General features: G+C 69.9%; 12 protein-coding genes. 8 read left to right on the plus strand and 4 right to left on the minus strand.

Annotation, left to right across the window (positions count from 1 at the left end):
• The first annotated feature begins 29 nt into the window (after positions 1–29).
• Positions 30–1,292, plus strand: coding sequence for a glycoside hydrolase family 71/99-like protein (locus tag ACIBJG_RS19435; RefSeq protein ID WP_399308743.1), 1,263 nt, complete (start codon positions 30–32; stop codon positions 1,290–1,292).
• Positions 1,293–1,336: 44 nt separating this feature from the next.
• Here ACIBJG_RS19435 and ACIBJG_RS19440 read toward each other — a convergent pair whose 3' ends face one another.
• The 4 genes from ACIBJG_RS19440 to ACIBJG_RS19455 form a co-directional block, all read right to left on the minus strand.
• Positions 1,337–3,505, minus strand: coding sequence for an ROK family protein (locus ACIBJG_RS19440; protein ID WP_399308744.1), 2,169 nt, complete (start codon positions 3,503–3,505; stop codon positions 1,337–1,339).
• Complete coding sequence (locus ACIBJG_RS19445; protein WP_399308745.1) at positions 3,498–6,623, minus strand: alpha-mannosidase; 3,126 nt, start codon at positions 6,621–6,623, stop codon at positions 3,498–3,500. Before ACIBJG_RS19445 ends, ACIBJG_RS19440 begins: the two co-directional genes overlap by 8 nt.
• A 225-nt stretch (positions 6,624–6,848) precedes the next feature.
• Positions 6,849–8,120: an enolase C-terminal domain-like protein gene (locus tag ACIBJG_RS19450; protein WP_399308746.1), complete on the minus strand. Its 1,272-nt coding sequence runs from the start codon at positions 8,118–8,120 to the stop codon at positions 6,849–6,851.
• 104 nt (positions 8,121–8,224) lie between these two features.
• Positions 8,225–9,019, minus strand: a complete 795-nt coding sequence (locus ACIBJG_RS19455; protein WP_399308747.1) for an IclR family transcriptional regulator — start codon at positions 9,017–9,019, stop codon at positions 8,225–8,227.
• Positions 9,020–9,201: 182 nt separating this feature from the next.
• Between ACIBJG_RS19455 and ACIBJG_RS19460 the strand changes: the two genes are divergently transcribed.
• From ACIBJG_RS19460 to ACIBJG_RS19490, 7 genes are all read left to right on the plus strand, one after another.
• A complete protein-coding gene (locus ACIBJG_RS19460; RefSeq protein WP_399308748.1) occupies positions 9,202–10,557 on the plus strand; it encodes an ABC transporter substrate-binding protein in 1,356 nt (451 codons plus the stop codon).
• A complete protein-coding gene (locus tag ACIBJG_RS19465; protein WP_399308749.1) occupies positions 10,554–11,552 on the plus strand; it encodes a carbohydrate ABC transporter permease in 999 nt (332 codons plus the stop codon). The genes ACIBJG_RS19460 and ACIBJG_RS19465 overlap by 4 nt, the downstream gene beginning before the upstream one ends.
• Positions 11,549–12,424: a carbohydrate ABC transporter permease gene (locus ACIBJG_RS19470; RefSeq protein ID WP_399308750.1), complete on the plus strand. Its 876-nt coding sequence runs from the start codon at positions 11,549–11,551 to the stop codon at positions 12,422–12,424. Before ACIBJG_RS19465 ends, ACIBJG_RS19470 begins: the two co-directional genes overlap by 4 nt.
• Complete coding sequence (locus ACIBJG_RS19475; RefSeq protein ID WP_399308751.1) at positions 12,424–13,257, plus strand: NAD-dependent epimerase/dehydratase family protein; 834 nt, start codon at positions 12,424–12,426, stop codon at positions 13,255–13,257. The genes ACIBJG_RS19470 and ACIBJG_RS19475 overlap by 1 nt, the downstream gene beginning before the upstream one ends.
• Positions 13,258–13,265: 8 nt before the next feature.
• On the plus strand, positions 13,266–17,162 hold the full coding sequence (locus tag ACIBJG_RS19480) for a discoidin domain-containing protein (protein ID WP_399308752.1): 3,897 nt from the start codon (positions 13,266–13,268) through the stop codon (positions 17,160–17,162).
• A 263-nt stretch (positions 17,163–17,425) separates the two neighbouring features.
• Positions 17,426–19,021: a DUF5010 domain-containing protein gene (locus ACIBJG_RS19485; protein WP_399308753.1), complete on the plus strand. Its 1,596-nt coding sequence runs from the start codon at positions 17,426–17,428 to the stop codon at positions 19,019–19,021.
• Between the two features lie 56 nt (positions 19,022–19,077).
• Entirely contained in the window at positions 19,078–20,340 is a 1,263-nt protein-coding gene (locus tag ACIBJG_RS19490; RefSeq protein ID WP_399308883.1) for a nitrate/nitrite transporter, read from the plus strand.
• Positions 20,341–20,689: the final 349 nt, after the last annotated feature.

A 20,689-nucleotide genomic window follows, 5' to 3' on the forward strand; every position in this document is an offset into this window, starting at 1 on the left:
AGGCAGACCCACTCAGAAGGAGTCCCCCCATGACCCTCTCCAGACGTGCCCTCATACGGTCCGCCCTCGCCACCACCGCGGGTGCCGGCGTGATCGCCGGAGGCCGCGCCGCCTACGGCGCGGCACCCTCCGCCCCGCCGGTCTCCGCGAGCGGTCCCGGCGACGTCGTCGGGAAGATCACGGTCGGCTACCAGGGCTGGTTCGCGTGCATCGGCGACGGTGCACCGATCAACGCCTGGTGGCACTGGTCCCCCGACTCGAAGAAGGCGCCCTCTCCGACGAACACGGGCATCAAGTCGTGGCCCGATGCGCGGGATTACTCCCGCACCTATCCGACGGACCTCCCGAACCTCAACGACGGGCGGCCCGCGGCACTGTTCTCGTCGTACGACCAGCAGAGCGTCGACACCCATTTCGCCTGGATGCGCGACAACGCCATCGACACGGCCGCCCTCCAGCGCTTCAACCCCTTCGGCTCCGAGGGCCCCACCCGCGATGCCATGGCGCAGAAGGTGCGTCAGTCGGCGGAGGCCACCGGCCGGAAGTTCTACATCATGTACGACGTCACCGACTGGGCGTCCATGCAGTCGCAGATCAAGGACGACTGGACGTCCAAGATGGAGACGCACACGGCCTCCGGCGCGTACGCGCACCAGAACGGCAAGCCCGTCGTGTGCATCTGGGGCTTCGGCTTCAACGACGACAAGCGGCCTTTCGCGCCGGCCCCCTGTCTGGATGTCATCAACTGGTTCAAGAATCAAGGCTGTTACGTCATCGGCGGCGTCCCCACCCACTGGCGCAAGGGCGAAGGGGACTCCAGGCCCGGGTTCTCCGACGTGTACCACTCGTTCGACATGATCTCCCCCTGGATGGTGGGGCGCATCGGCAGCGCCGCGCAGTCCGACGAGTTCTTCACCAACGTCAACACGCCCGACCAGGCGGACTGCGACGCCCATGGCATCGACTACCAGCCCTGTGTCATGCCCGGTGACCTCCAGGAACGGCACCGGGCGCACGGCGACTTCATGTGGCGGCAGTTCTACAACATGGTGCGGGTAGGCGCCCAAGGCATCTATATCTCGATGTTCGACGAGTACAACGAGGGGAACCAGATCGCCAAGACCGCCGAGAGTTCCGCCCAGGTGCCCGCCGGCTCCGGCATCTGGGCCCTCGACGAGGACGGCACCAGGTGTTCCGCCGACTACTACCTGCGGCTGACCGGCGACGGCGGCCGGATGCTGAAGAAGGAGATCGCCCTGACGGCCACCCGCCCCACGCCGCCGCAGGTCTGATCCCGGTCCCGTCACGGTCCCCCGTGGCTGCGCATGGGCGCCCACTACTGGCCCTCCCGTCCGCGCAGCCGCGGGGTGAAGGTGGCGTGGAAGATGGTCGAGGCGGCGCCCACGGCCGCCGCCTCGGCGCTCAGCACGGACGGTTCGACGTCGACCCGGCGCAGCCGCCGGGCGGTGGGGAAGTCGTTGACCATACGGCTGATCTCCTCGAGGTAGAAGCCCGCGACGTCGTCCGTGAAGAAGGGGCCGCCGAGCACCAGGAGGTCGATGTCCAGCAGGTCGACGAGTCCGAGCGCGCCCTGCCCGACGGCCCTGGCCACCGCCCGGACCGCCGCGGTCGCAGCCGGGTCACCGGCGGCCGCCGCGGCCGCGACCGTGCGGTAGGTGGCGTTCTCCCGGTCCAGGCCGCCGCGCACCGCGAGATCCGGGACCGAGAACGGCGGGTTGCATTCGGGCAGGATCTCCGGACACCCCTGCGCGTCGACCCGCCCCAGGGTGATCGCACAGAGCTGGCCGAACTCACCCGCGTTCGCGCTGACCCCCCGGTAGAGGTCGCCGTTGAGATAGAGGCCCGTACCGACTCCCGTACCGAGGTAGATGTACGCGAAGTCCCTGGCCCTGCGGTCCCGGCCGGTCCAGCGCTCCCCCGCGGCGGCCGCGGTGGAGTCCTTCTCGATGATGACCGGACAGGGGAACCGTTCCTGGAGGAGGTACTGCAGGGGGAGATCCTGCCAGGCGGACATCAGGGGTGGCGCGAGGACTGTGCCCGAGGCGATGTCCACGGGCCCCGGGACGGCGACCCCCACGCCGAGGAATCCGTCGCCACGTACCGCCCCCTGTGCCTGCTCCAGCGTCCGGCGGCCCAGCTCCGCCACCTGCTCGACGAACTCGCCGGGCGCGGTGTCCGGGGCCACGGGCCGGCTGCGGGTGCAGACGATCGCTCCGTCGAGGTCGATGACGACGGCGGTGATCACCTCGGGGTCGATGTGCATGCCCAGCGCGTGGGCCGCGCTTCCCCGCAGGCGGACGGGGGTGCGCGGCTTGCCGGACGTGCCGCGGCGCTGGGCGTCCTCGATGAGGATGCCGCGGTCGAGGAGGGAGCGGGCGATGCGGGAGACGGACTGCTGGGTCAGGCCCGTGCGGTGGGCGATCTCACCGCGGGTGATGGTCCCCGCGAGCCGTACCGCCTCGATGACCACGCACTCGTTGAACGAGCCGAGGTCGATCTGGTTGACGCCGCTCGCCGACTGTGCGGGCTGCGCAAGGCCCTGGGTGGCGGGCCCGCCACGCAGGCGCCCCGCTACCGTCTCCCGCAGCCAGGTGACGGGCACCGGCCGGCCGTACCGCTCCAGGGCCGCGACCAGGTCGAGGTAGACGCGCCGGGACGACTCGGGGTGCCGGGTGGAGTCGAGTGCGGCCATGGCGCCCACGAAGCTTCGCCAGGTGGAGCGGGCAGGTGGCTGATGCCAGGTCACGGCCCGCCCGTGCGGACCGGCCGCAGGTGGCTCCTCCCCCCGGTCCCAGAGCATCACGGCGTGCAGGCCGATGTCCGGATGGCTCTCGGCGGCCGCAGCGAGATAGTCGGTGAGGGCCCGCACGGAAGCGTCGGTGTCCGGTGAGCCGGCGGCCGGCGGCGCCGGAGTGTCGTGTGCGGTGACGAGCGCCCGGTCCAGTCCGTCCAGCACGTCCTGACCGATGGGGGTGTCCGCGACCGCCGCCGTGGCGGGCGGACGGGTCCCGATGAGCAGGAGCGCCCGCACCGAGTCGACGTACAGCCCCATCACCCACACCTCGGCGCAGGGCAGGGGCGGTCTCGTCGGCACCTGCGGTGCCGGGGAATCGTCCGGGTTCAGCCGCCAACGCCGGCGGACGGCAGCCACGGTGGCGTGCGACAGGCCGAGTTCTCGGGCGACGGCCCGGGTGGCGCCACTGGATCCGGGCGCCAGCAGTGCGCGGCTGACGACCTCCCCCTCGTCCACCGTGACCGGCCTTCCGGTACGCGGACGTTGTTCCAGCCCGTCGAGCCCCGCGATCTGCCAGCGGTGGCGCCATGTGCCCACGGTCTGCCTCGACACCCCGAGCCGCCGCGATATCTCGGCGTCCCGCAGCCCGCCGGCGACCAGCAGGACCACCCGTGCGCGGATGGCGAGGGGGCCGCTGCTGCTCTCCCAGCGGCGCAGGACGGCCCGGGTTTCGGGCTCGAGGTCAGGCACCGGTACCTCCGACGGTCAGGCGCAGCGTGAGGATCTGGAAGGGGCGCAGGCACACGGTGACGTCGCCGTCGTGGTGGGGGTGTTCGGCAAGTGGCCTCTCCAGGAGATCCGTCTCGCGCACGGATGCCAGGGCAAAGCCCGCGGTCAGCGTGGCACGGGCCCGTCCGCCGCGTGCCTCGTAGAGCCGCACCACGACGTCGCCGGAGCGGTCGTCCGCCAGTTTGACCGCCTCGACGACGACGTCGGGGTGATCGACCGCGAGCAGGGGACGGGCGGACCGGCCGGGTCTGAGGGGGAGATCGAGGCGGTAGCCCTCGGTGATCGCGTCGCCGGGGTCCGCGCCGGGCCTGAGGGTGTGGCGGAAGTGCTGCGGGCCCCGGTCGGCGTGCGGGTCCCGGCCGTGCGCGGCTCCGAGCAGGGTGAGCCGGAGGACGGTGGTGGAGCCGCCGCCGTCGCGCGGCTGCCGTACGACGGCGTATCCATGACCGGTGTCCGAGGCGAGGGCGACGCCCCAGCCGTGCTCACCGACGTGGAGCCAACGGTGCGTCGGGGGCGCGGTGGCGACGTCGGTGGGGTGACCGGCGAGTCCGAACGCGATGTCTCCCAGGACGTGTTCCGCGTGGACGTCGAGGGGCCAGAGCGCCTCCAGTGCGGTGTCCCGTTCCCGCCAGTCGATGGTGGTGTCGATCGCGAGGGCGTGACTTCCCGCGGCCAGGGACAGTTCCTGTACGACGGTGGAGCGCCCCGTGCTCCGTTCGACCCGGAGCCGCACCAGCAGCGGGCCCTCGTCGGCGAGCCGTACGCTCAGCGCCTCGGTGAGCTCCCGGCGGGCGCCGCCCGGTTCGGGCCGCAGCTCCGCCGAATCGTCCGGCCGGAGCTGGAGGAGATTGCCGAAGCGGCCGGGGGCGATGGCCTCGCGGCCGGTGGCGAGTTCACACACGGAGCCGACCAGGCCCCGGGCGTCGATGCGGACCGCTGTCAGCCCGTTCTCCAGAAGGTGCCCGCCGTCCGGCGTGCGCCGGACGGTGACCGGTGCGGTGCCGTCGAACGGCAGCCCCGCCCGGCCGGCCCCGAGTGCGGGAGCCTCGGCGAGGACGGCCCGGCGCCCGTCGGCCATGTCCTGACCGTGCGGGATCAGGGGGTCGGCGTCGAGGACGACGACTTCGCGGCGGTCGTACGGGGCCGCGTTGAGCACCGTCGGTCCGTCGGCGGCTCCGTTGACGCGACTGATCAGGGCCTCCAGGCGGCGGTGGATGTCGCGGTGCTCCTGTTCGGTCTCCTGGTGGACCCAGGAGATGCCCGTCCCGGCGGCGGTGTCCTGCGCCTGATGGAGCAGGACCCGCCGCCAGAGGGTGTCGAGCTCCTGGTACGGATAGGGCACACCGCCATGGACGGCCGCTGTCACCGACCACAGTTCGGCCTCGCGCAGCAGCGCCTCCGCCCGGCGGTTGCCCCGCTTGGTCCGGGCCTGCGCGGAGTAGGTGCCGTGGTGCGCCGCGAGGCGGAGCACTCCGCGGTGCGTCGGGGCGGATCCGTCGTCTGCGGCAGCTTCGGGGCCGTCACTGCTGCCCCTGTTGTCGTTGCCGCAGGGATGCCTGAAGGCGTCTGCCGGACGGCCCATGGTGACGCGCGGTGATCCTTCGAGGTCGTGGAGCCTGCGGACCGCCTCCAGCAACTCGCGGGTGGGGAGCGCCCCACCCGCCCCGGACGCGCCGAGGGGCAGCAGCGCGGGGGCGTCGGCTCCGGCTTCAACGGCCGGGACGGCTGCGGATCCGAGGGCGGGCCCGAGAGCGGCCGGCCCGGCGCCGTCCGGGCCGGTGGGTGCGAGGCGGCACAGGATGCGGGTCCCGTCGATGCCCTCCCAGCGGAAGGCGGAGCCGGGCGGTGCAGCAGATCCTTCGGGCGTCCCGTCCCCGGTGCCCGGAGACGGGGCGAGGAGCCAGCGGGCCCCGGCGAGGGCTGCGAGCTGCGGGAGAGCGCCGCTCAGCTCCGGCGCGGCGGGCAGCCAGACACCGTCGGTTTCCACGGCGAACTCGTCCCGGAAGAAGCGGTGTCCGTGGACGAACTGCCGCACCAGTGACTCGCCGCCCGGGACGCCGGGGTCGGCCTCGACCCACATCCCGCCGACCGGGGCCCAGTTGCCGTCGGCGACCGCCTTGCGTATCCGTTCGAAGATGTGCGGCTGATGGTCGCGCATCCATGCGTAGTGCTGGGCCGAAGAGGCGGCGAAGACCAGTTCCGGGTACTCCTCGGCGAGGCTGACCGCGGTGGCGAACGCCCGGGCGGCCCGGCGGACCGACTCATGAACCGGCAGCCGGCCGGTGTCGATGCGGGCGTGACCGAAGGCGATCACCCGGAGCGCCGACTCATGGGCCCGACGTGCCAGTTCGGGTGCCAGGAGAGTACGTGCGCGGTGCGCGGTTCCCGCGATGTCGTGGGGGTCGACCGCGTCGACGGCCCGGAGGAGAGCGGTGCGGATGCGGTGGCGGCGCGGCTCGGCCGTCGGGAGCTCTCGCATGAGCCGGCCGAGGGTCTCGATGTCGTGGATGAGCTGCCAGACACCCTCGTCCCGTACGGCGAGGTCGGCGGCCCGGAAGCGGTACAGCGGTTCGCCTCCGGCGGTGGCCGGGTTCCCGAACCTGGCGACAGGGCCGGTGCGGGTGTCCACGAACGGTGTGGCGGCGGCCTCGACGAGGAGACGTACGTGTTCTCCGCTGTCTGCCGCGGCGCTGATGGTGACGGGTTCTCCCGCGCCGTGCAGTCCTTGGAGCGGGATGCCGGAGGCGTCGTGGACCAGGGCCTCGGCCGGGCGGGCGGGGCCGGTGCCGGAGTCGACCGAGCCGAGGTCGACGAGCGCTTCGACGCGCCGGCCGGCCCAGCGTTCGGGTACGCGGGCTTCGAGCCGGAACCAGGTGGTGGACCAGGGGCGCCCCCAGGCGTCGCCGGTCAGAAAGGGCGCATAGTCGGCCCGCAGCGCGATCCGTACAGGAACGGGCTCCCCCGGCGCATGCCATGCGCTGATTTCCAGGGGAATCCGCTGCGGGTGCAGTGCGGGGCGCAGGATTCCGTCGAGGAACCGGTAAATGCGGTCCTCTTCGGCTGTCCATCGATCATGCATGACTGCCCTCCCTGTCCAGGCGTAACAGCCATGTAAAACCATGTGTGTTATCAAGTCAACGCTTCCTCCCCTGACATTCCCGTGCCTGGTCCTGACCTGCGGAGGAGGCTTTGTCAGGCAATTAAATAAACATCTCCGGCTCATTTCGGAAACTAATTCACTTGACCATTCCGAACGGAAAAAGGGGCGGCCGGGAGCCGCCCCTTCAACGCCGGGTCCTCCTGGTCAGGGCCGGCCCACGCTCCCGTCGGTGTGGCGCAGCAGCGCCCACCGGTCGTGCACGCCCGGCTCCGGTACCGGGTGGCGGCGCGCCGCCACCTCGTCGAAGTCGACGCCGTGCCCGGGCGCCTCGTTCGGCACGAGTCCGCCGTCGTGTGCCACGACGGTGCCCGGGAAGACCTCATGGACGGCCGGCTTGAAGACCGCCGCCTCCTGTACGCCGAAGGCGTGGCTGCTGATGTCCAGGGCGAGGGTCGCGGCCTGGGCGACCGGGCTGACATCGGCGGGCCCGTGCGGAGCGAGGCGCACACCGCGCAGTTCGCAGACGGCTGCCAGCTTGCGTGCGGGGGTGAGGCCACCGAGGGTGGGGACGCGGATGCGGGCGAAGTCGATGGACGGGCCCTCCAGCACCTCCATGAACTGGCGCAGGTCATGGAAGAGTTCGCCGACGGCGAGCGGCACGGGGCTGCTCGCGTGCAGGCGGCGGAAGTGTCCGGCGTCCTCGGGGGCGAGAAGGTCCTCGACGAAGTACAGCGCGGCGCCCTCGACCCGGCGCAGGAAGTCCCTGGCCTGCCGCGGATCGAGTCGCTCATGGACGTCGTGGAGCAACTCCACCTCGTCACCCACGCGTTCACGTACCCGTGTGAGCACTCCGGGCACGGTCTTGAGGTAGGCAGCGGAGTTCCATGGAACCGAGCGGTCGGGCGATCCGACGCCGGCGGCACCGTAGGTGTCCGATCCGGGGACGGCCGCCTGGATGCGCACATGCCGGTATCCGCGCTCCCGGGCCGCTGTCACCTTGTCGGCGATCTCGTGCGCGTCGGCGCCATCGACGTGGGTGTATGCCTCGGCGAAGGCGCGGACCCGGCCGCCGAACAGGGAGTGCAGCGGCGCCCTGAGCCGCTTCGCCTTGAGGTCCCAGAGCGCCACGTCGATCCCGCCCAGAGCGTTTCCCGTGACCGAACCGCCCCGCCAGTAGGCGCTGTTGAGCATCAGCCGGTGGATGTCCTCGATGTCGTCCGGATCGCGGCCGACGAGCATGGGGGCGAGGTAGTCGTCGAGGACCGAACGGACCGCGAGGGTACGCTGCGGATCGCTCGCGCAGCCGAGGCCGTAGAGTCCTGGATCGCTGGTCTCGACGCGGACGATGAGGTGGGGGCAACCGTGAGGGGCCGTCAGAAAGGTGCGGACGGCCGTGATGCGGATCCGGTCACCCCGCCCGTCGACCCAGGGGGCCGGGGCGAGCAGGGTGCCGGTACGGGCATCGGACGGGGCCATGCGAACTCCCGCATGCAGATAGCCGAATGATGTACAGCCATTCGAACGTACGGAGAGCCGCACACGTTTGTCAACGGAACTGATGAATCCGGTCCGCACGCCCCTCAGTGCTGCCCGAGTCTCTTGATCAGCGTCCGCAGCGAATGGGCCGCATCAGTGACGGTCCGGGCGATCTCGGCCATCCGCACATCGTCCATCCTGCTGCGGGGCGCGGAGCAGGAGATCGCGTCGCCACCGCCGTGCGCCGCATCCAGCGCGACGGCCACGCAGCGGATGTCCACCGAGTTCTCACCGTCGTCGCTCGCCCAGCCGCGCAGCCGCGCCTCGGCGAGCTGGGCGACGAGCGCGTCGGGGTCGGTCACGGTGTCCGGAGTCAGCTGGTCCAGCGGCCAGCTGAGCCTGCGCTGGACCTCCACGGCGTCGTACTGCGAGAGCACGGCCTTGCCCAGCGCCGTGGCGTGGGCCGGCAGTCGGCGACCGACCGCCGAGTGCATCCGAAGAGCGTGCCGGGACTCGCGTTTGGCCAGGTAGACGATGTCCGTGCCGTCGAGCCTGCCGAGGTGCACGGTCTCGCCCGTCTCCTCCGCGAGACTGTCGAGCACCGGCCCCGCAAGGCTCGCGACGTCGTCGCCCTCCAGATAGGCGGTGCCCGTCAACAGCGCCTTGAGACCGAGGCTGTAGCGCGTGCCCGAGGGATCGACGTCCACCCAGCGGTGCGCCTCCATCGTCCGCAGAATCGCGTGCAAGCTGCTCTTCGGCACCGCCATGGTCTGGGCCATCTCCGCCAGGGAGAGCAACGCGCCTTCCGCTCCGAGAAGTTCCAGGACCTCCAGTACCCGAGCCGCGGACTTGACCTCTTCCGGCTTGCGCGCCCGCGCCGTTCCCGCCACCGATTCCACAGAACCTCCGCTCCCGCACCGGCGCCCTACGGCCCTCCGGACGACCACCAATTCTCAACTGTCTCTTGACGCTATATCACGTCGAGCCTAAGTTCGGTCACTCCAACGCCATTCGGCTATCTGAACGGTCGAACCCCTAGGTAGGGCTCATGCGTACGTCATTCTCCAGAAATATCCGCTTTGTGGCCCTTGCCACAGCCACCGTGCTCTCGGTCGGCTCCCTCGCCGCCTGTGGCGGTTCCTCCGGCTCCGGTGACTCCAAGTCCCTCACCATGTGGACGTTCAAGCAGTCGCATGTGGCCGGACTCCGGCACGCGGCATCGGAGTTCAAGAAGCAGACCGGTATCGACGTGAAGATCCAGGCGTACACGCCGGACGACGCGTACGCCACGAAGATCCAGAGTTCGGCGAAGACCGGGAACCTGCCCGACGTACTGGAGATCCACTCCGACGGCGAGGAACGGGTCTTCGGTGCGGCCGGGATCGTCTCCGACTTCGCCGGCGACTTCAAGGGCGCCTGGGCCGACCGCATCCAGCCGGCCGTCAAGGAGTCGGGGCTCATCACCGAGGCCCGGTTCAAGGACGCCGAGCCCAAGACCGCCAAGGACCACGGCATCGTGAAGGGCGCCCGCTACAGCGTGCCCCTCACCGTCGGCACCTTCGGCACCGTCTACGCCAACAAGAAGAAGCTCGCCGCCGCCGGAATCACGAAGGCCCCGGCCACCTGGGAGGAGTTCCTCGCCGCGCTGAAGGCGACCAAGGCCAAGGACAGCACGGCCGGAGGGCTCTCACTCGGCCTCAAGGTGCAGTCCACCGGGCTTACTTGGGTGCTTCAGCCGCTCGCCTTCGCCCAGCTCGGCCAGCAGGGTTACGAGAAGCTGTTCGGCAAGGACAAGAGCGCCGACTTCGGCTCCCCGAACGGCCTCAAGGTCCTGTCGATGTACAACGAGCTCACGCCCTACTGGATGGCCGGCAGCCAGAGCCTGACCATCGACCAGGCCGATCAGGCGTTCGCCCAGGGGAAGTCCGCCTTCAACATCGGCGGTACGTTCACGCTCGCCTTCCTCAAGGAGAACGGCATGAAGCCGGAGGATGTTCTCGCGTTCGGGCTGCCCGCTCCGAAGAACGGCGCCGTACCCGACCGGGCCCTGGGCGCCCTCGCCCTGACCGGGCTCAGCGTCACAGCTACCAGCAAGCAGCCGGACAACGCCAAGAAGTGGATGCAGTTCCTCTCCGACCCGAAGGTCGCGGCGGACTTCGCCAAGGACGCCTCCGACATTCCCGCCACCGAACTGGGCGCTGATTCCGCCAAGGTGCTGGGCCCCACACTCACCGCTCTGGTCGAAAGCACCAAGGGCACCCCGCAGAACACCTACGACCCCGCCCGGGGCAACGAGTTCCGCGCGCCCGGCTACGAGCAGGACGACGCGGGCACCATCCTCGCCGACCTGACCCCACTGGGACAGTTCACGGTCCCGGAGACCGCGAAGAAGCTCAGTGAACTCAACGCGGCGTACTGGAAAGCGGCCGGCCAGTGACGACCGCTTCCCGACCGGCGGCACCGAAAACGGCCGGGGGCGGCAGCAGGAGCCCGCTCCCGGCCGGGGCACCGGCACCGCTCCGCACGAGGCGTCGCCGGATCGGCACCGAGGCGATCAGCGGCTATCTGTTCGTCGCGCCCGCCGTGATCCTGTTCTGCGTACTGGGCCTGTACACCGTCGGCTACGGCTTCCTGCTCTCCTTCGCCACTTGGAACGGCTTCACCCCGAACTGGACCTGGGTCGGCCTGGACAACTACGCCGACCTGCTGTGGCGGGATCCGGTCTACGCCCCGCGGCTGCGCCACGCAGCCCTCAACACCCTGTACGTGATGCTCGCCGCCCCGGCCCTGACCGTCCTGGTGTCGTTCCCGCTGGCCGTCCTGCTCAACCAGGTCAAGCGGATGCAGACCGTGCTGCGTTCGGTGTACTTCCTGCCGTACGTCACCAGTGGCATCGCGGTCTTCTTCGCCTGGCAGTACATCCTCCAGCCGGACGGCGCCATCAACTCCCTGCTCGACTCACTCGGGCTCGGCTCGCTCGCCCAGCCGCAGGGCTGGCTGGGCAATCCCACCACCGCGATGCCCACCATGATCATGGTGACGGTGTGGAGCCATGTCCCGGTGGCGATGCTGCTGTACCTGACGGGGCTGCAGGGCATCGACCGCAGTGTGCTGGAGGCCGCGCAACTGGACGGCGCGGGCTGGTGGCGCACCAACGCGTCGGTGATCTGGCCGCTCGTACGTCCGATCACCGCCATCGTGGTGCTGCTCAACCTCCGTGAGTCGCTGCAGGGCTTCCAGACCTTCCTGGTGATGACCAACGGCGGACCGGGCGACCACACCAACGTGCTGGGTCTTGAGGCCTACCGGCTGGCCTTCCTCAAGAACCTCTCGCCCACCCTGGGCCTGGCCAGCGCACTGGGCTGGATCCTCTTCGCCCTGGCCCTCGTCCTGGCCCTGATCAACCTGCGAGCGCTGCGGAGCAAGACATGACAACGATTTCCCTCGGTGGCGGCACAGCCGGAACACCCCGCAGGACGGCGGCGGGCAGGACCGCCGCGCGCCTGGTCGTCGGAGCGCTGCTGCTGATCTACGGGCTGGTCAGTGTCTACCCGTTCCTGTGGATGGTGTCGGCGGCCTTCAAGGACCAGGTCGAAGTCGTGCGCGGCGGTCATCTGATTCCCGAGAACCCGACGTTCCAGACGCTCGTCGACACCTGGAACAAGCTGCACTTCTTCGACTTCTTCATGAACAGCCTGCTGGTGACCCTGTACACGGTGGTGCTGACCCTGATCGTGTACGCGGCCGCCGGCTACGCCTTCGCCGTGCTCCGCTTCCCGGGCCGCGGCCTGCTCCAGAAGCTCTTCGTCTCCCTGCTGTTCGTGCCGGGGGTCACGGTGATGCTGCCGATCGTGCTGCTGGAGAACAAGCTCGGCATCCTGGGCAGTCACTGGGGGCTGGTCCTGCCGTTCGTCAACGGCGGCGCGCCCCTGTCCATCCTGCTGATGACCGGCGCGTTCATGGCGGTGCCGACCGAGCTGCGGGACTCGGCACGGGTCGACGGTGCGAGCGAGCTGCGCATCTTCACCGGCATCTACGTCCCGCTCGCCCGGCCCGCCCTGATCACCGTGGCCCTGCTGACGGCCATCCCTACCTGGAACGAGTACCTCCTGACCCGGGTCTCCCTGAACGCCCCCTCGACGTACACCCTCCCGCTCGGCCTCCAGACGCTGTCGGCGGAGAACGTCCCGCACTACAACAACCTGATGGCGGGATCCCTGATCGTGGTCATCCCGGTGGTCGTGCTCTTCCTGAGCCTCCAGCGCTACTTCGTCAACGGTCTGGTCGGGGCGGTGAAGGGCTGATGCGCGCCCTGGTCACCGGTGCCGCCGGGCACATCGGCAGCCATGTCCTGGACGACCTGCTGGCACACGGGCACCAGGTGGTCGCCACGGATCTGACCCCGGTGGACGATACGCGCCTGGACGGGGTGCACACCGGCGACCTCCGCGATCCGGAGGTGGTCCGCAAGGCCATGGACGGCGTGGAGGCCGTCGTCCACCTCGGGGCGATCCCGCACCCCAACGGCCCCGACCCCAGCGCCCTGTACGCCACCAACTGCCTCACGGCGCACCGCGTGCTGGACGAGGCGGGCCGCACCGGAGTCGGCCGGGTCGTCGCCGCGTCCAGCGCGGCCGCGATCGGGCTGGCCTGGTCGCCCGTACCCCAGTCCCCGCGGTACGTGCCCCTGGACGAGGAGCATCCGACCCTCGTCCAGGACCCGTACGGGCTGTCCAAGCTGGCCCTGGAAGAGGCCGCGCGCGCGGCCCACCGGCGCTGGGGCACCGGCATCGTCTGCATGCGCTTCCCGTTCACCGGCACCGGCGAGCGGCTGGCCGGGCAGCTGGCCGCCGTGCGCGAGGACCCCGGCGGCCACCGCATGGACCTCTGGGGCTGGCTGGACACCCGGGACGCGGCAACCGCCGTACGTCTGGCCCTGGAGCGGGATCTGGCCGGCTGCCACATCATCAACGTCGCCGCGCCCGACACCTCCTCCCCGCTGCCCACCGCCGAACTCATGGAGCGCTTCCACCCCGGCGTGCCGGCCTTCTCCGAACTCTCCGGCCGCACCTCCCTGTTCGACACCCGGGCGTGCTTCGAGCTGCTCGGATTCCATCCGCCCCACCGACCCCAATAGAGGCCCTCATGCCCCGCAGAGATCCCGCCGGCAGCAGACGCGGACGGCTCGCCGTTCTCGTCCTGCTCCTGTTAGCCGCACTCCTCGCCCCCGCCCCCGCCGCGTTCGCCGCGACGCCCGGCATGTACCCGCACGGGGTCGGGGCCGATCTCGGCCCCACCCCGAAGACGCTCGGCATCCGACCGAGCGCCGGCGACGACCCCGCCGGGCTCCGCACCGGTGAACTCGACGGCCGCACGTACTGGCGGACGGACGTCGCGAAGGGCACCGGCCACCTCGACCTCACCCTCGACGCGGACTATCTGAAGGGGATCGACGACAGCGGGGTGACCGTCAGCGTCACCTACCGGGACACGGGCACCGGCTCGCTCGTGCTCGGCGGCGCCACCCCGCTGCGGCTCACCGACAGCGACACCTGGAAGACCGGCAGCTTCGACGTGGCCACGGCCGACGCCGCCGTGCTGCGCCTTTCCGGCACGGACGGCACGGACGGCACGGACGGCACGGAGCCGGCCGACATCACGGTCGCTGCCGTACGCGTCGGCACCTCGGGCGCCTCCGTGACGCTCGGTGAAGCGCCGCAGCCCTCGGGGATCACCCCGCGTGCGGGTGACGCCGGCAGCGGCCTCGTCACCGGTGTGGAGGCCGGCCGCGGCTACTGGGGAACCGACCGGACCGCCCCGGCCCCCGGCCTGAACTTCTTCTACATGAACGTCTCCGACACCTTCCTCTACGACACCCGGGACAAGGTGCTCGTCAGCGTCGACTACTTCGACGCCGGCAACGGGAAGTTCGGCCTGCACTACGACTCGCCGGGCAGCGCGACGAGCGACATGTTCAAGCCCTCCGAGGTCTTCGCCAACGGGGACACGAAGACATGGAAGACCCACACCTTCGCCCTCGACGACGCGATCATGACCAACCGCTCCAACGGCTCCGACTTCCGCATCACGACGGACGGCGGGACCGCCGAACTGAAGGTCGCCGCTGTGCGGATCACGGTCGTCCCGGCCGAGCTGAAGCCCGCCGAGGGCCTGCGACTCCTCGTCGCGGACGCCCGCCGGGCCTGGACGGCCGCGCGTGAGGGCGAGCGCGACGGGCAGTACCCGCCGGGCGCGAAGGCCGTGCTGCTGGACTCGATCACCGCCGCGCAGAAAACCGCCGACACCTCCGGAGCGACGGAGGCACAGCTGAAGTCGGCCCTGGAGGCACTCGCCACGTCACTCCAGGACTTCCGGAAGTCGGCGGTCAATACCAACCTGGCCCGGGGCAAGAAGGTTACCGCGAGCAGCGGAGTGCCCGCGGCGGCAGTCGACGGGGACGCCTCAACGGCCTGGACCAGCGGAGAAGGCGGCACGGGCGAGTGGATCCAGACGGACCTGGGGACCGCGAAACCCGTCAACGACGTCCGGATCCAGTGGGGTTCGTCCTTCTCCCTGGACTACACGGTTCAGGTGTCCCGCAACGGCCGGGACTTCACGACGGTGGGCCGCAACGGCGCCATCGCCACCAAGACGATCCGCTCCCGCTTCGCCACCACGACAGCGCGCTACGTGCGGGTCGCTATCAAGGACTACGCGTCGGGCGCCAAGAACGTCACGATCCGCGAGCTGGAGGTACGCAAGGAACGGGCGGTACAGCCGAAGCCGCACCTGGTGAAGACGGACTTCCCGGTGGAGTCCCCGGTCGTCGCCGACTTCGACGCCCGCGACTACGGCGCCGACCCGAGCGGCCGCAAGGACTCCACCCACGCGATCCAACAGGCCCTCTACGACTGCTACGACGCGGGCGGCGGCGCGGTCTGGCTGCCCTCGGGAACGTACCGGGTGACCGACACCGTCGAGGTGCACTCGTTCTGCACGGTGCGCGGTGACCGGCGCGACCCCGACCGCGGCAGCGGCGGGTACGGCACGGTGATCTCCGCCGACCTGCCCGCCGGCGCGGACGGGCCGGTCCTGTTCCGGATCGGCGGCAGCGCGGGCGTCATGGGGCTCACCACGTACTACCCGCGCCAGAGTGCGGCCTCGCCCGTCGCGTACAACTCGACGTTCGAGATCCCCGGCGGTGCGTGGATCGGCAACGAGAACTACATGATGGCCACCGTCTCGGACGTTACGATGCTCAACTCGTACAAGGGCGTGGGCATCAGCACCATGCCCAACGACCAGGGCGTGGCCGCCTCCTCCGGGCAGGTCCACGAGTCGGCGACGCTCCGCAACATCAAGGGGACCGTCCTGGCCGAGGGCTTCCGCGCCTTCAACGGCGCGGATGTGGGCACCTGGGAGAACATCACCCTGGACAACGGCTACTGGGCGGACGCCCCGGCGGCGTACCACCCGCCGAAGCGGGCCGCGCTCGACACCTGGACCCGCACCCACGGCACCGGCTTCGTCCTCGGTGACCTGGAATGGGACCAGTTCTACCGGATCAAGGCGGCCGACTACCGCACCGGCATCCACATCGTGGCCGGCCAACGGGCGTCGTTCACGGGCAGCTTCGTGCAGAGCGAGATCCGCCGCACGAACGTCGCGCTGCTGGCGGACAGCTTCGACTCGCGCTGGGGTATGTCCTTCGCCTCCAGCGTCCTGGAAGGCAGCGAGGCGGCCGTCCGGAACGGGTCCGAGGCGTATGTGAAGCTCACCGACACCAAGGTGTCCGGAGCGGTCTCGGGCATCGTCCACCGCATGTCCGGCACGGTCCCCCGCTACGACCAGAAGCCTCTGCCCCGGCCCGCACGGTCCGCACTGTACGTCGCGGACCGGGCGCCGCACGAGACCGGCATCATGCCGCAGCGGGACGCCACGGCGGCCATCCAGCAGACCCTGGACCGGGCGGGCCGCGAGGGCGGCGGGACCGTCTACCTCCCGGCCGGCTGGTACCGCGTCAACGGCCACCTCGACGTGCCCGCCGGGGTGGAACTGCGCGGCGCCTCGTCCGTGCCGAACCGCGACCTCGTCGGTGCGAGCGGCGGCACCGTGCTGATGGCCTACGAGGGCCGCGGCACCGCCCGTCCCGACACAGCGACCGCACTGATCACGCTGAACGGCAAGGCGGCAGGCGTACGCGGCCTGCGGGTCCTGTACCCGGAGAACAACCCGGCGGCCACGGACGGCCCGGTCCCGTACCCCTTCGCCGTCCGAGGCGACGGTCCGGGCACCTACGCCGTCGACCTGGGCCTGCCCAACGCCTGGAACGGCGTCGACATGGCCGCGCACCGCAATGACGGCTTCACCGTCCGCAAGCTGGCCGGCGCCGTCTTCAACCGGGCGATCACGGTCGGCCACAGCGACAGCGGCCGGATCGAGGGGGTCCTCAACAACGGGAACGCGGTCGCGCGGGTCGCCTACGCCCTGCCGGACTGGGTCCTGGAGTCGAACATCTTCCCGCAGGTCATCGACGACCCGATGCGCAAGCAGTCGCAGATCGTCACGGTCGACGGTGCCACCCGGCTGACGGTGCTCAACGCCTTCGCCTACGGCTTCCACCACGGTCTGGTGGTCCACTCCGGCGAGGTGACCGCGTACAACCTGGGCACCGACAACCTGGGTACCGACGGCTTCACGGTGAAGGCGGACGGAGGCAACGTCAGGGTGGTCAACCTCCTTCGCTACAACGGCGCTTCGGTCGCCGGCCCGGCGCGTGCGTACAACATCATGGCGATCAACATGCTCCAGAACAGCCTGACCGCCGAGGCCGAACCGGCCGGATACGGCACCGTAACCCTCACTGGTAACGAGACGGAACCGGGCCGCTACGAGCGCGGCTCCACCGTCACCGCCGAGGCGCACCCGCGCCCCGGCCACCGTTTCGTGAGCTGGACTGTGGACGGCAGCGTGATCTCCACCGAGCCGTCGTTGACTCTCTCGGTCACCCAGGACAGGACGGTGACGGCCCACTTCGACTGACGGCCCGAGTCCGCTCCGACGGCCACGCCGAGTCCCTCAGCGGAGGATTCGGCGTGGTCGTTCCGGCTGCGTGCCCGCGCCGTCCGCGAGAGACCAACTGAGCACAAGCCCTTGCGTGTTGCCTGGATTTCCGTATAGAACTCAACGTAGCGCAAACGTTTGAGTAAAACATCGCGCTCCCGGCGGCACCGACACTCGACCCGCCATCACCAGCGCACTTCCATGACGCACCCCCACACCGCAGCCAGGAAGGCCTCATCGGCATGACCACATCATTCAGAAGTAAGCGCGTTCTCCGCCGTCCGGCACTCCGGCTCGGCGGGGCTGCGGCGCTCGCCCTCGCCGTGACCCTGACCCCCCACCTCGCCTTCGGCTCACCGGATGCCTCCTCCGCGCAGGACGCGGCCAAGGCCGGCGCAGCAAACGGGCGGGCCGCCACCGCCGGCGCCGTACGGGCCGGCGGCTTCCTCGGCGTGACGTTCGGCTTCTCGGACCGCACCCTTGAGGGCCGGTACGAGAACCGGACCAACCCCATCTACAACCTCCCCATGTTCGAGGTCGACGGTGACGAGGCCCATTTCTGGGACGCGTACGTAGAACAGCTGGAGGCCTCCGGCGTCGACTTCGTGGCTCCGACCATCCGTGGCTCGATACCGGGAAAGCCGCAGTACAACAAGGGCGGCGACACGACCAAGCTCGCCGACCTGGTCGCAGCCATCAAACGGCGCGGTGCCCATATCAAGATCAGCGCCCTGGACGACATTCCCGCGTCGCTGACCGACAAGAAGAACCTGAACAAGCACAACGCGGGTGGATACGACCCCAAGTTCGACCTCGCCGACAAAACCGGTGCCGGCGAGGGCGGCTACCAGTACATGTGGGACTACAACCTGCGTGAGTTCTTCCAGGCCGTGCCGGCGGACATGCGCTTCACCATGAACGGCCGGCCGGTCATCTACGAGTGGTCGACCTCCAGCAGCTTCTTCGTCAACCAGGGGAACGGCAACTCGGCCGCCCTGCTCACGTACGTGAAGGAAAGGGCGAAGGCGGAGTTCGGCGTCGACCCGTACTTCATCGTCGGCGACAGCTGGATCAAGAACGACCCGGCGGTCGCGGAGGTGGCCGACGGTGTGCACGGGTGGTTCTCCATGACCGAGCCGTACACAGTCGAGCCGTTCAAGGGCAGCAAGTTCGGCACGACGGTGCCTGCGTTCCACTTCTCCAGCGACACCACCCACATGGACATCGATCCCGACCACGGCAAGACGTTCAGGAAGAACCTCGACGCCACCGTGGGAGCGGGCGCCGACATCACACTGGTCGAGGGCTTCAGTGACTGGTCGGAGAACGCTGCCACATGGCGCGGGCGCAACGACACCTATGACAAGACGCGCTACGACTACCCGAACCAGATGATCAACATCCTGCGGCAGTACTCCCGCAACCCCTTCCCCAAGGGACAGCGCGTCGAGGCGGAGGGAGCCGACACCTTCCACGACACCACCACGGGCAACATCAACAACCTCTACCGCGCAGGTGACATCGACATCACCAGGGCCGGAGGCTCCGGCTACGCGGTGGGCTCGACCGCCGCCGGTGAGTGGCTCCAGTGGCAGGAGGTCCCGCTCAGCGGCACCACCGCGCTGAAGCTGCGCGTGTCGTCCGCGACAGCCGGACACCGGATCCGGATCGACATCGACGGCAAGACCGGCCCCACGGTCACGGTGCCCGCCACCGGCGGCTACGGCACGTACCGGACTGTGCCCGCCGGCACGTACAAGCTGGCGGACAACAGCCGGCACACCGTGCGGATCACCTTCCTCGACGGAGGCGTGAACCTCGACAACTGGTCCAACTGATCCACCCGCCCGGAGCGGAAAGGAATGCGTTGAGCGGTCCCGGAGGACGGCGCGCGATGTCCATGTGGGGCATCGGCGTCGCCGTCTACTTCGTCGCAGTCATCTTCCGCACGTCACTGGGGGTCGCCGGCCTGCAGGCACAGGACCGCTTCGAAGTGGGTGCGTCCGCACTGTCCGCCTTCTCGATCCTGCAACTGCTGGTGTACGCAGGGATGCAGATACCCGTGGGACTGCTCGTCGACCGGTTCGGCACCAAGCACGTACTCGTCGCCGGCAGCGCACTGTTCACGTGCGGTCAACTGGCCTTCGCACTGTCGCAGACCTACGGGACCGCGCTCGCCGCCCGAGCTCTGCTCGGGTGCGGCGACGCGATGACCTTCATCAGTGTGCTGCGGCTGGGAACGGTCTGGTTTCCTGTCCGCCGCGGGCCGCTGATAGCCCAGGCCGCTTCGTTGATCGGGCTGGGCGGGAACCTTGTCGCCACGGTCGTCATCGTGCGGGTCCTCGGCACGTGGGGGTGGACCACGACGTTCGCCGGCTCCTCGCTCGCGGGTGTGGTCGTCTTCGTGCTCGTCCTGGCCTTCCTGCGCAACCACCCGAAGGGGCATGAACCCCCGCCCGGCGCGCAGCGTCCGGCGGGTGCCGGATTCGTACGCCGGCAGGTCGCTGCGGCCTGGCGGGAGCCGGGCACCCGGCTCGGCATGTGGACCCACTTCACGACGCAGTTCCCGATGACGGTGTTCCTGCTGTTGTGGGGTATGCCGTTCCTGACGGAGGCACAAGGCGTCTCCGCGGCGGGGGCGGGTGGACTGCTGACGCTCTCGGTCCTCTCCAATCTGTGTGTCGGGCTCGTCTACGGGCAGATGATCGCCCGCCGGCCGGGAGTGCGGCTCGCCCTGGCGCTGGCGACGGTGGGAGTCACGGCGACCTTCTGGGCTGCCGTGCTCCTCTGGCCGGGCAGAGCGCCAACAGCCCTGCTCGTCGCGCTCTGCCTGGTGCTGGGCGCCTGCGGCCCGGCGTCGATGATCGGATTCGAATTCGCGCGCCCGGCGAATCCAGCAGACCGGCAGGGAACGGCCTCGGGCATCGTGAACATCGGAGGCTTCACGGCGTCCATGATCATGCTCCTGGCCGTCGGTGTACTGCTCGATGTCACGGGGGACGACTACCGCATCGCCTTCGCGGCCGTGTTCGTGCTCCAGGCGCTCGGGGTGACCCGGATGCTCACGCTCCGGCACGCGACGGCGGTCCGCGAACGTCACGTGCGGGAAGGCGACCTGTCGCCCGGTGGCTCCACCGCGCGGGAGATGCGGACCTGAGGGTGGACCGCCGGTCCCGCCGAGCGAGGTCGACAACAGCGGATTCCATGCCAACGGCCCCCGGCAGGGTTTCGGCCGCGCCCGTTGCCGAATCTCCCGAATTCCCGCCCTGCCGCCCGGAGTCCCACCGCGGAATTTCTGGTGGTATGCAAAGAATTCGAGCTCCTGTAAAAGTACTTTCCTGCCACGTCGCGGCGTCCGGGTTTTGCCGCTGACCTGCATGAACTTCCCATCACCATGTGCCATTTGCATGTGATTGACATGCACATAACATCCATGGAATGCTCCCAAGATCCGCACGCGCCAACTGAGAATGTCTGCTCGCCCCCACACCCACAGACAGGGCCCA

The sequence above is a fragment of the Streptomyces sp. NPDC050422 genome (assembly GCF_044458665.1).
In the GTDB taxonomy this organism is placed as follows: domain Bacteria; phylum Actinomycetota; class Actinomycetes; order Streptomycetales; family Streptomycetaceae; genus Streptomyces.

What these genes read in the sequence shown, in the direction of transcription:
- ACIBJG_RS19435 (WP_399308743.1), top strand. Translation starts at nt 30, where the DNA reads ATGACCCTCTCCAGACGTGCCCTCATACGGTCCGCCCTCGCCACCACC.
- ACIBJG_RS19445 (WP_399308745.1), bottom strand. Translation starts at nt 6,623, where the DNA reads ATGCATGATCGATGGACAGCCGAAGAGGACCGCATTTACCGGTTCCTC.
- ACIBJG_RS19450 (WP_399308746.1), bottom strand. Translation starts at nt 8,120, where the DNA reads ATGGCCCCGTCCGATGCCCGTACCGGCACCCTGCTCGCCCCGGCCCCC.
- ACIBJG_RS19470 (WP_399308750.1), top strand. Translation starts at nt 11,549, where the DNA reads ATGACAACGATTTCCCTCGGTGGCGGCACAGCCGGAACACCCCGCAGG.
- ACIBJG_RS19475 (WP_399308751.1), top strand. Translation starts at nt 12,424, where the DNA reads ATGCGCGCCCTGGTCACCGGTGCCGCCGGGCACATCGGCAGCCATGTC.
- ACIBJG_RS19480 (WP_399308752.1), top strand. Translation starts at nt 13,266, where the DNA reads ATGCCCCGCAGAGATCCCGCCGGCAGCAGACGCGGACGGCTCGCCGTT.
- ACIBJG_RS19485 (WP_399308753.1), top strand. Translation starts at nt 17,426, where the DNA reads ATGACCACATCATTCAGAAGTAAGCGCGTTCTCCGCCGTCCGGCACTC.
- ACIBJG_RS19490 (WP_399308883.1), top strand. Translation starts at nt 19,078, where the DNA reads ATGTCCATGTGGGGCATCGGCGTCGCCGTCTACTTCGTCGCAGTCATC.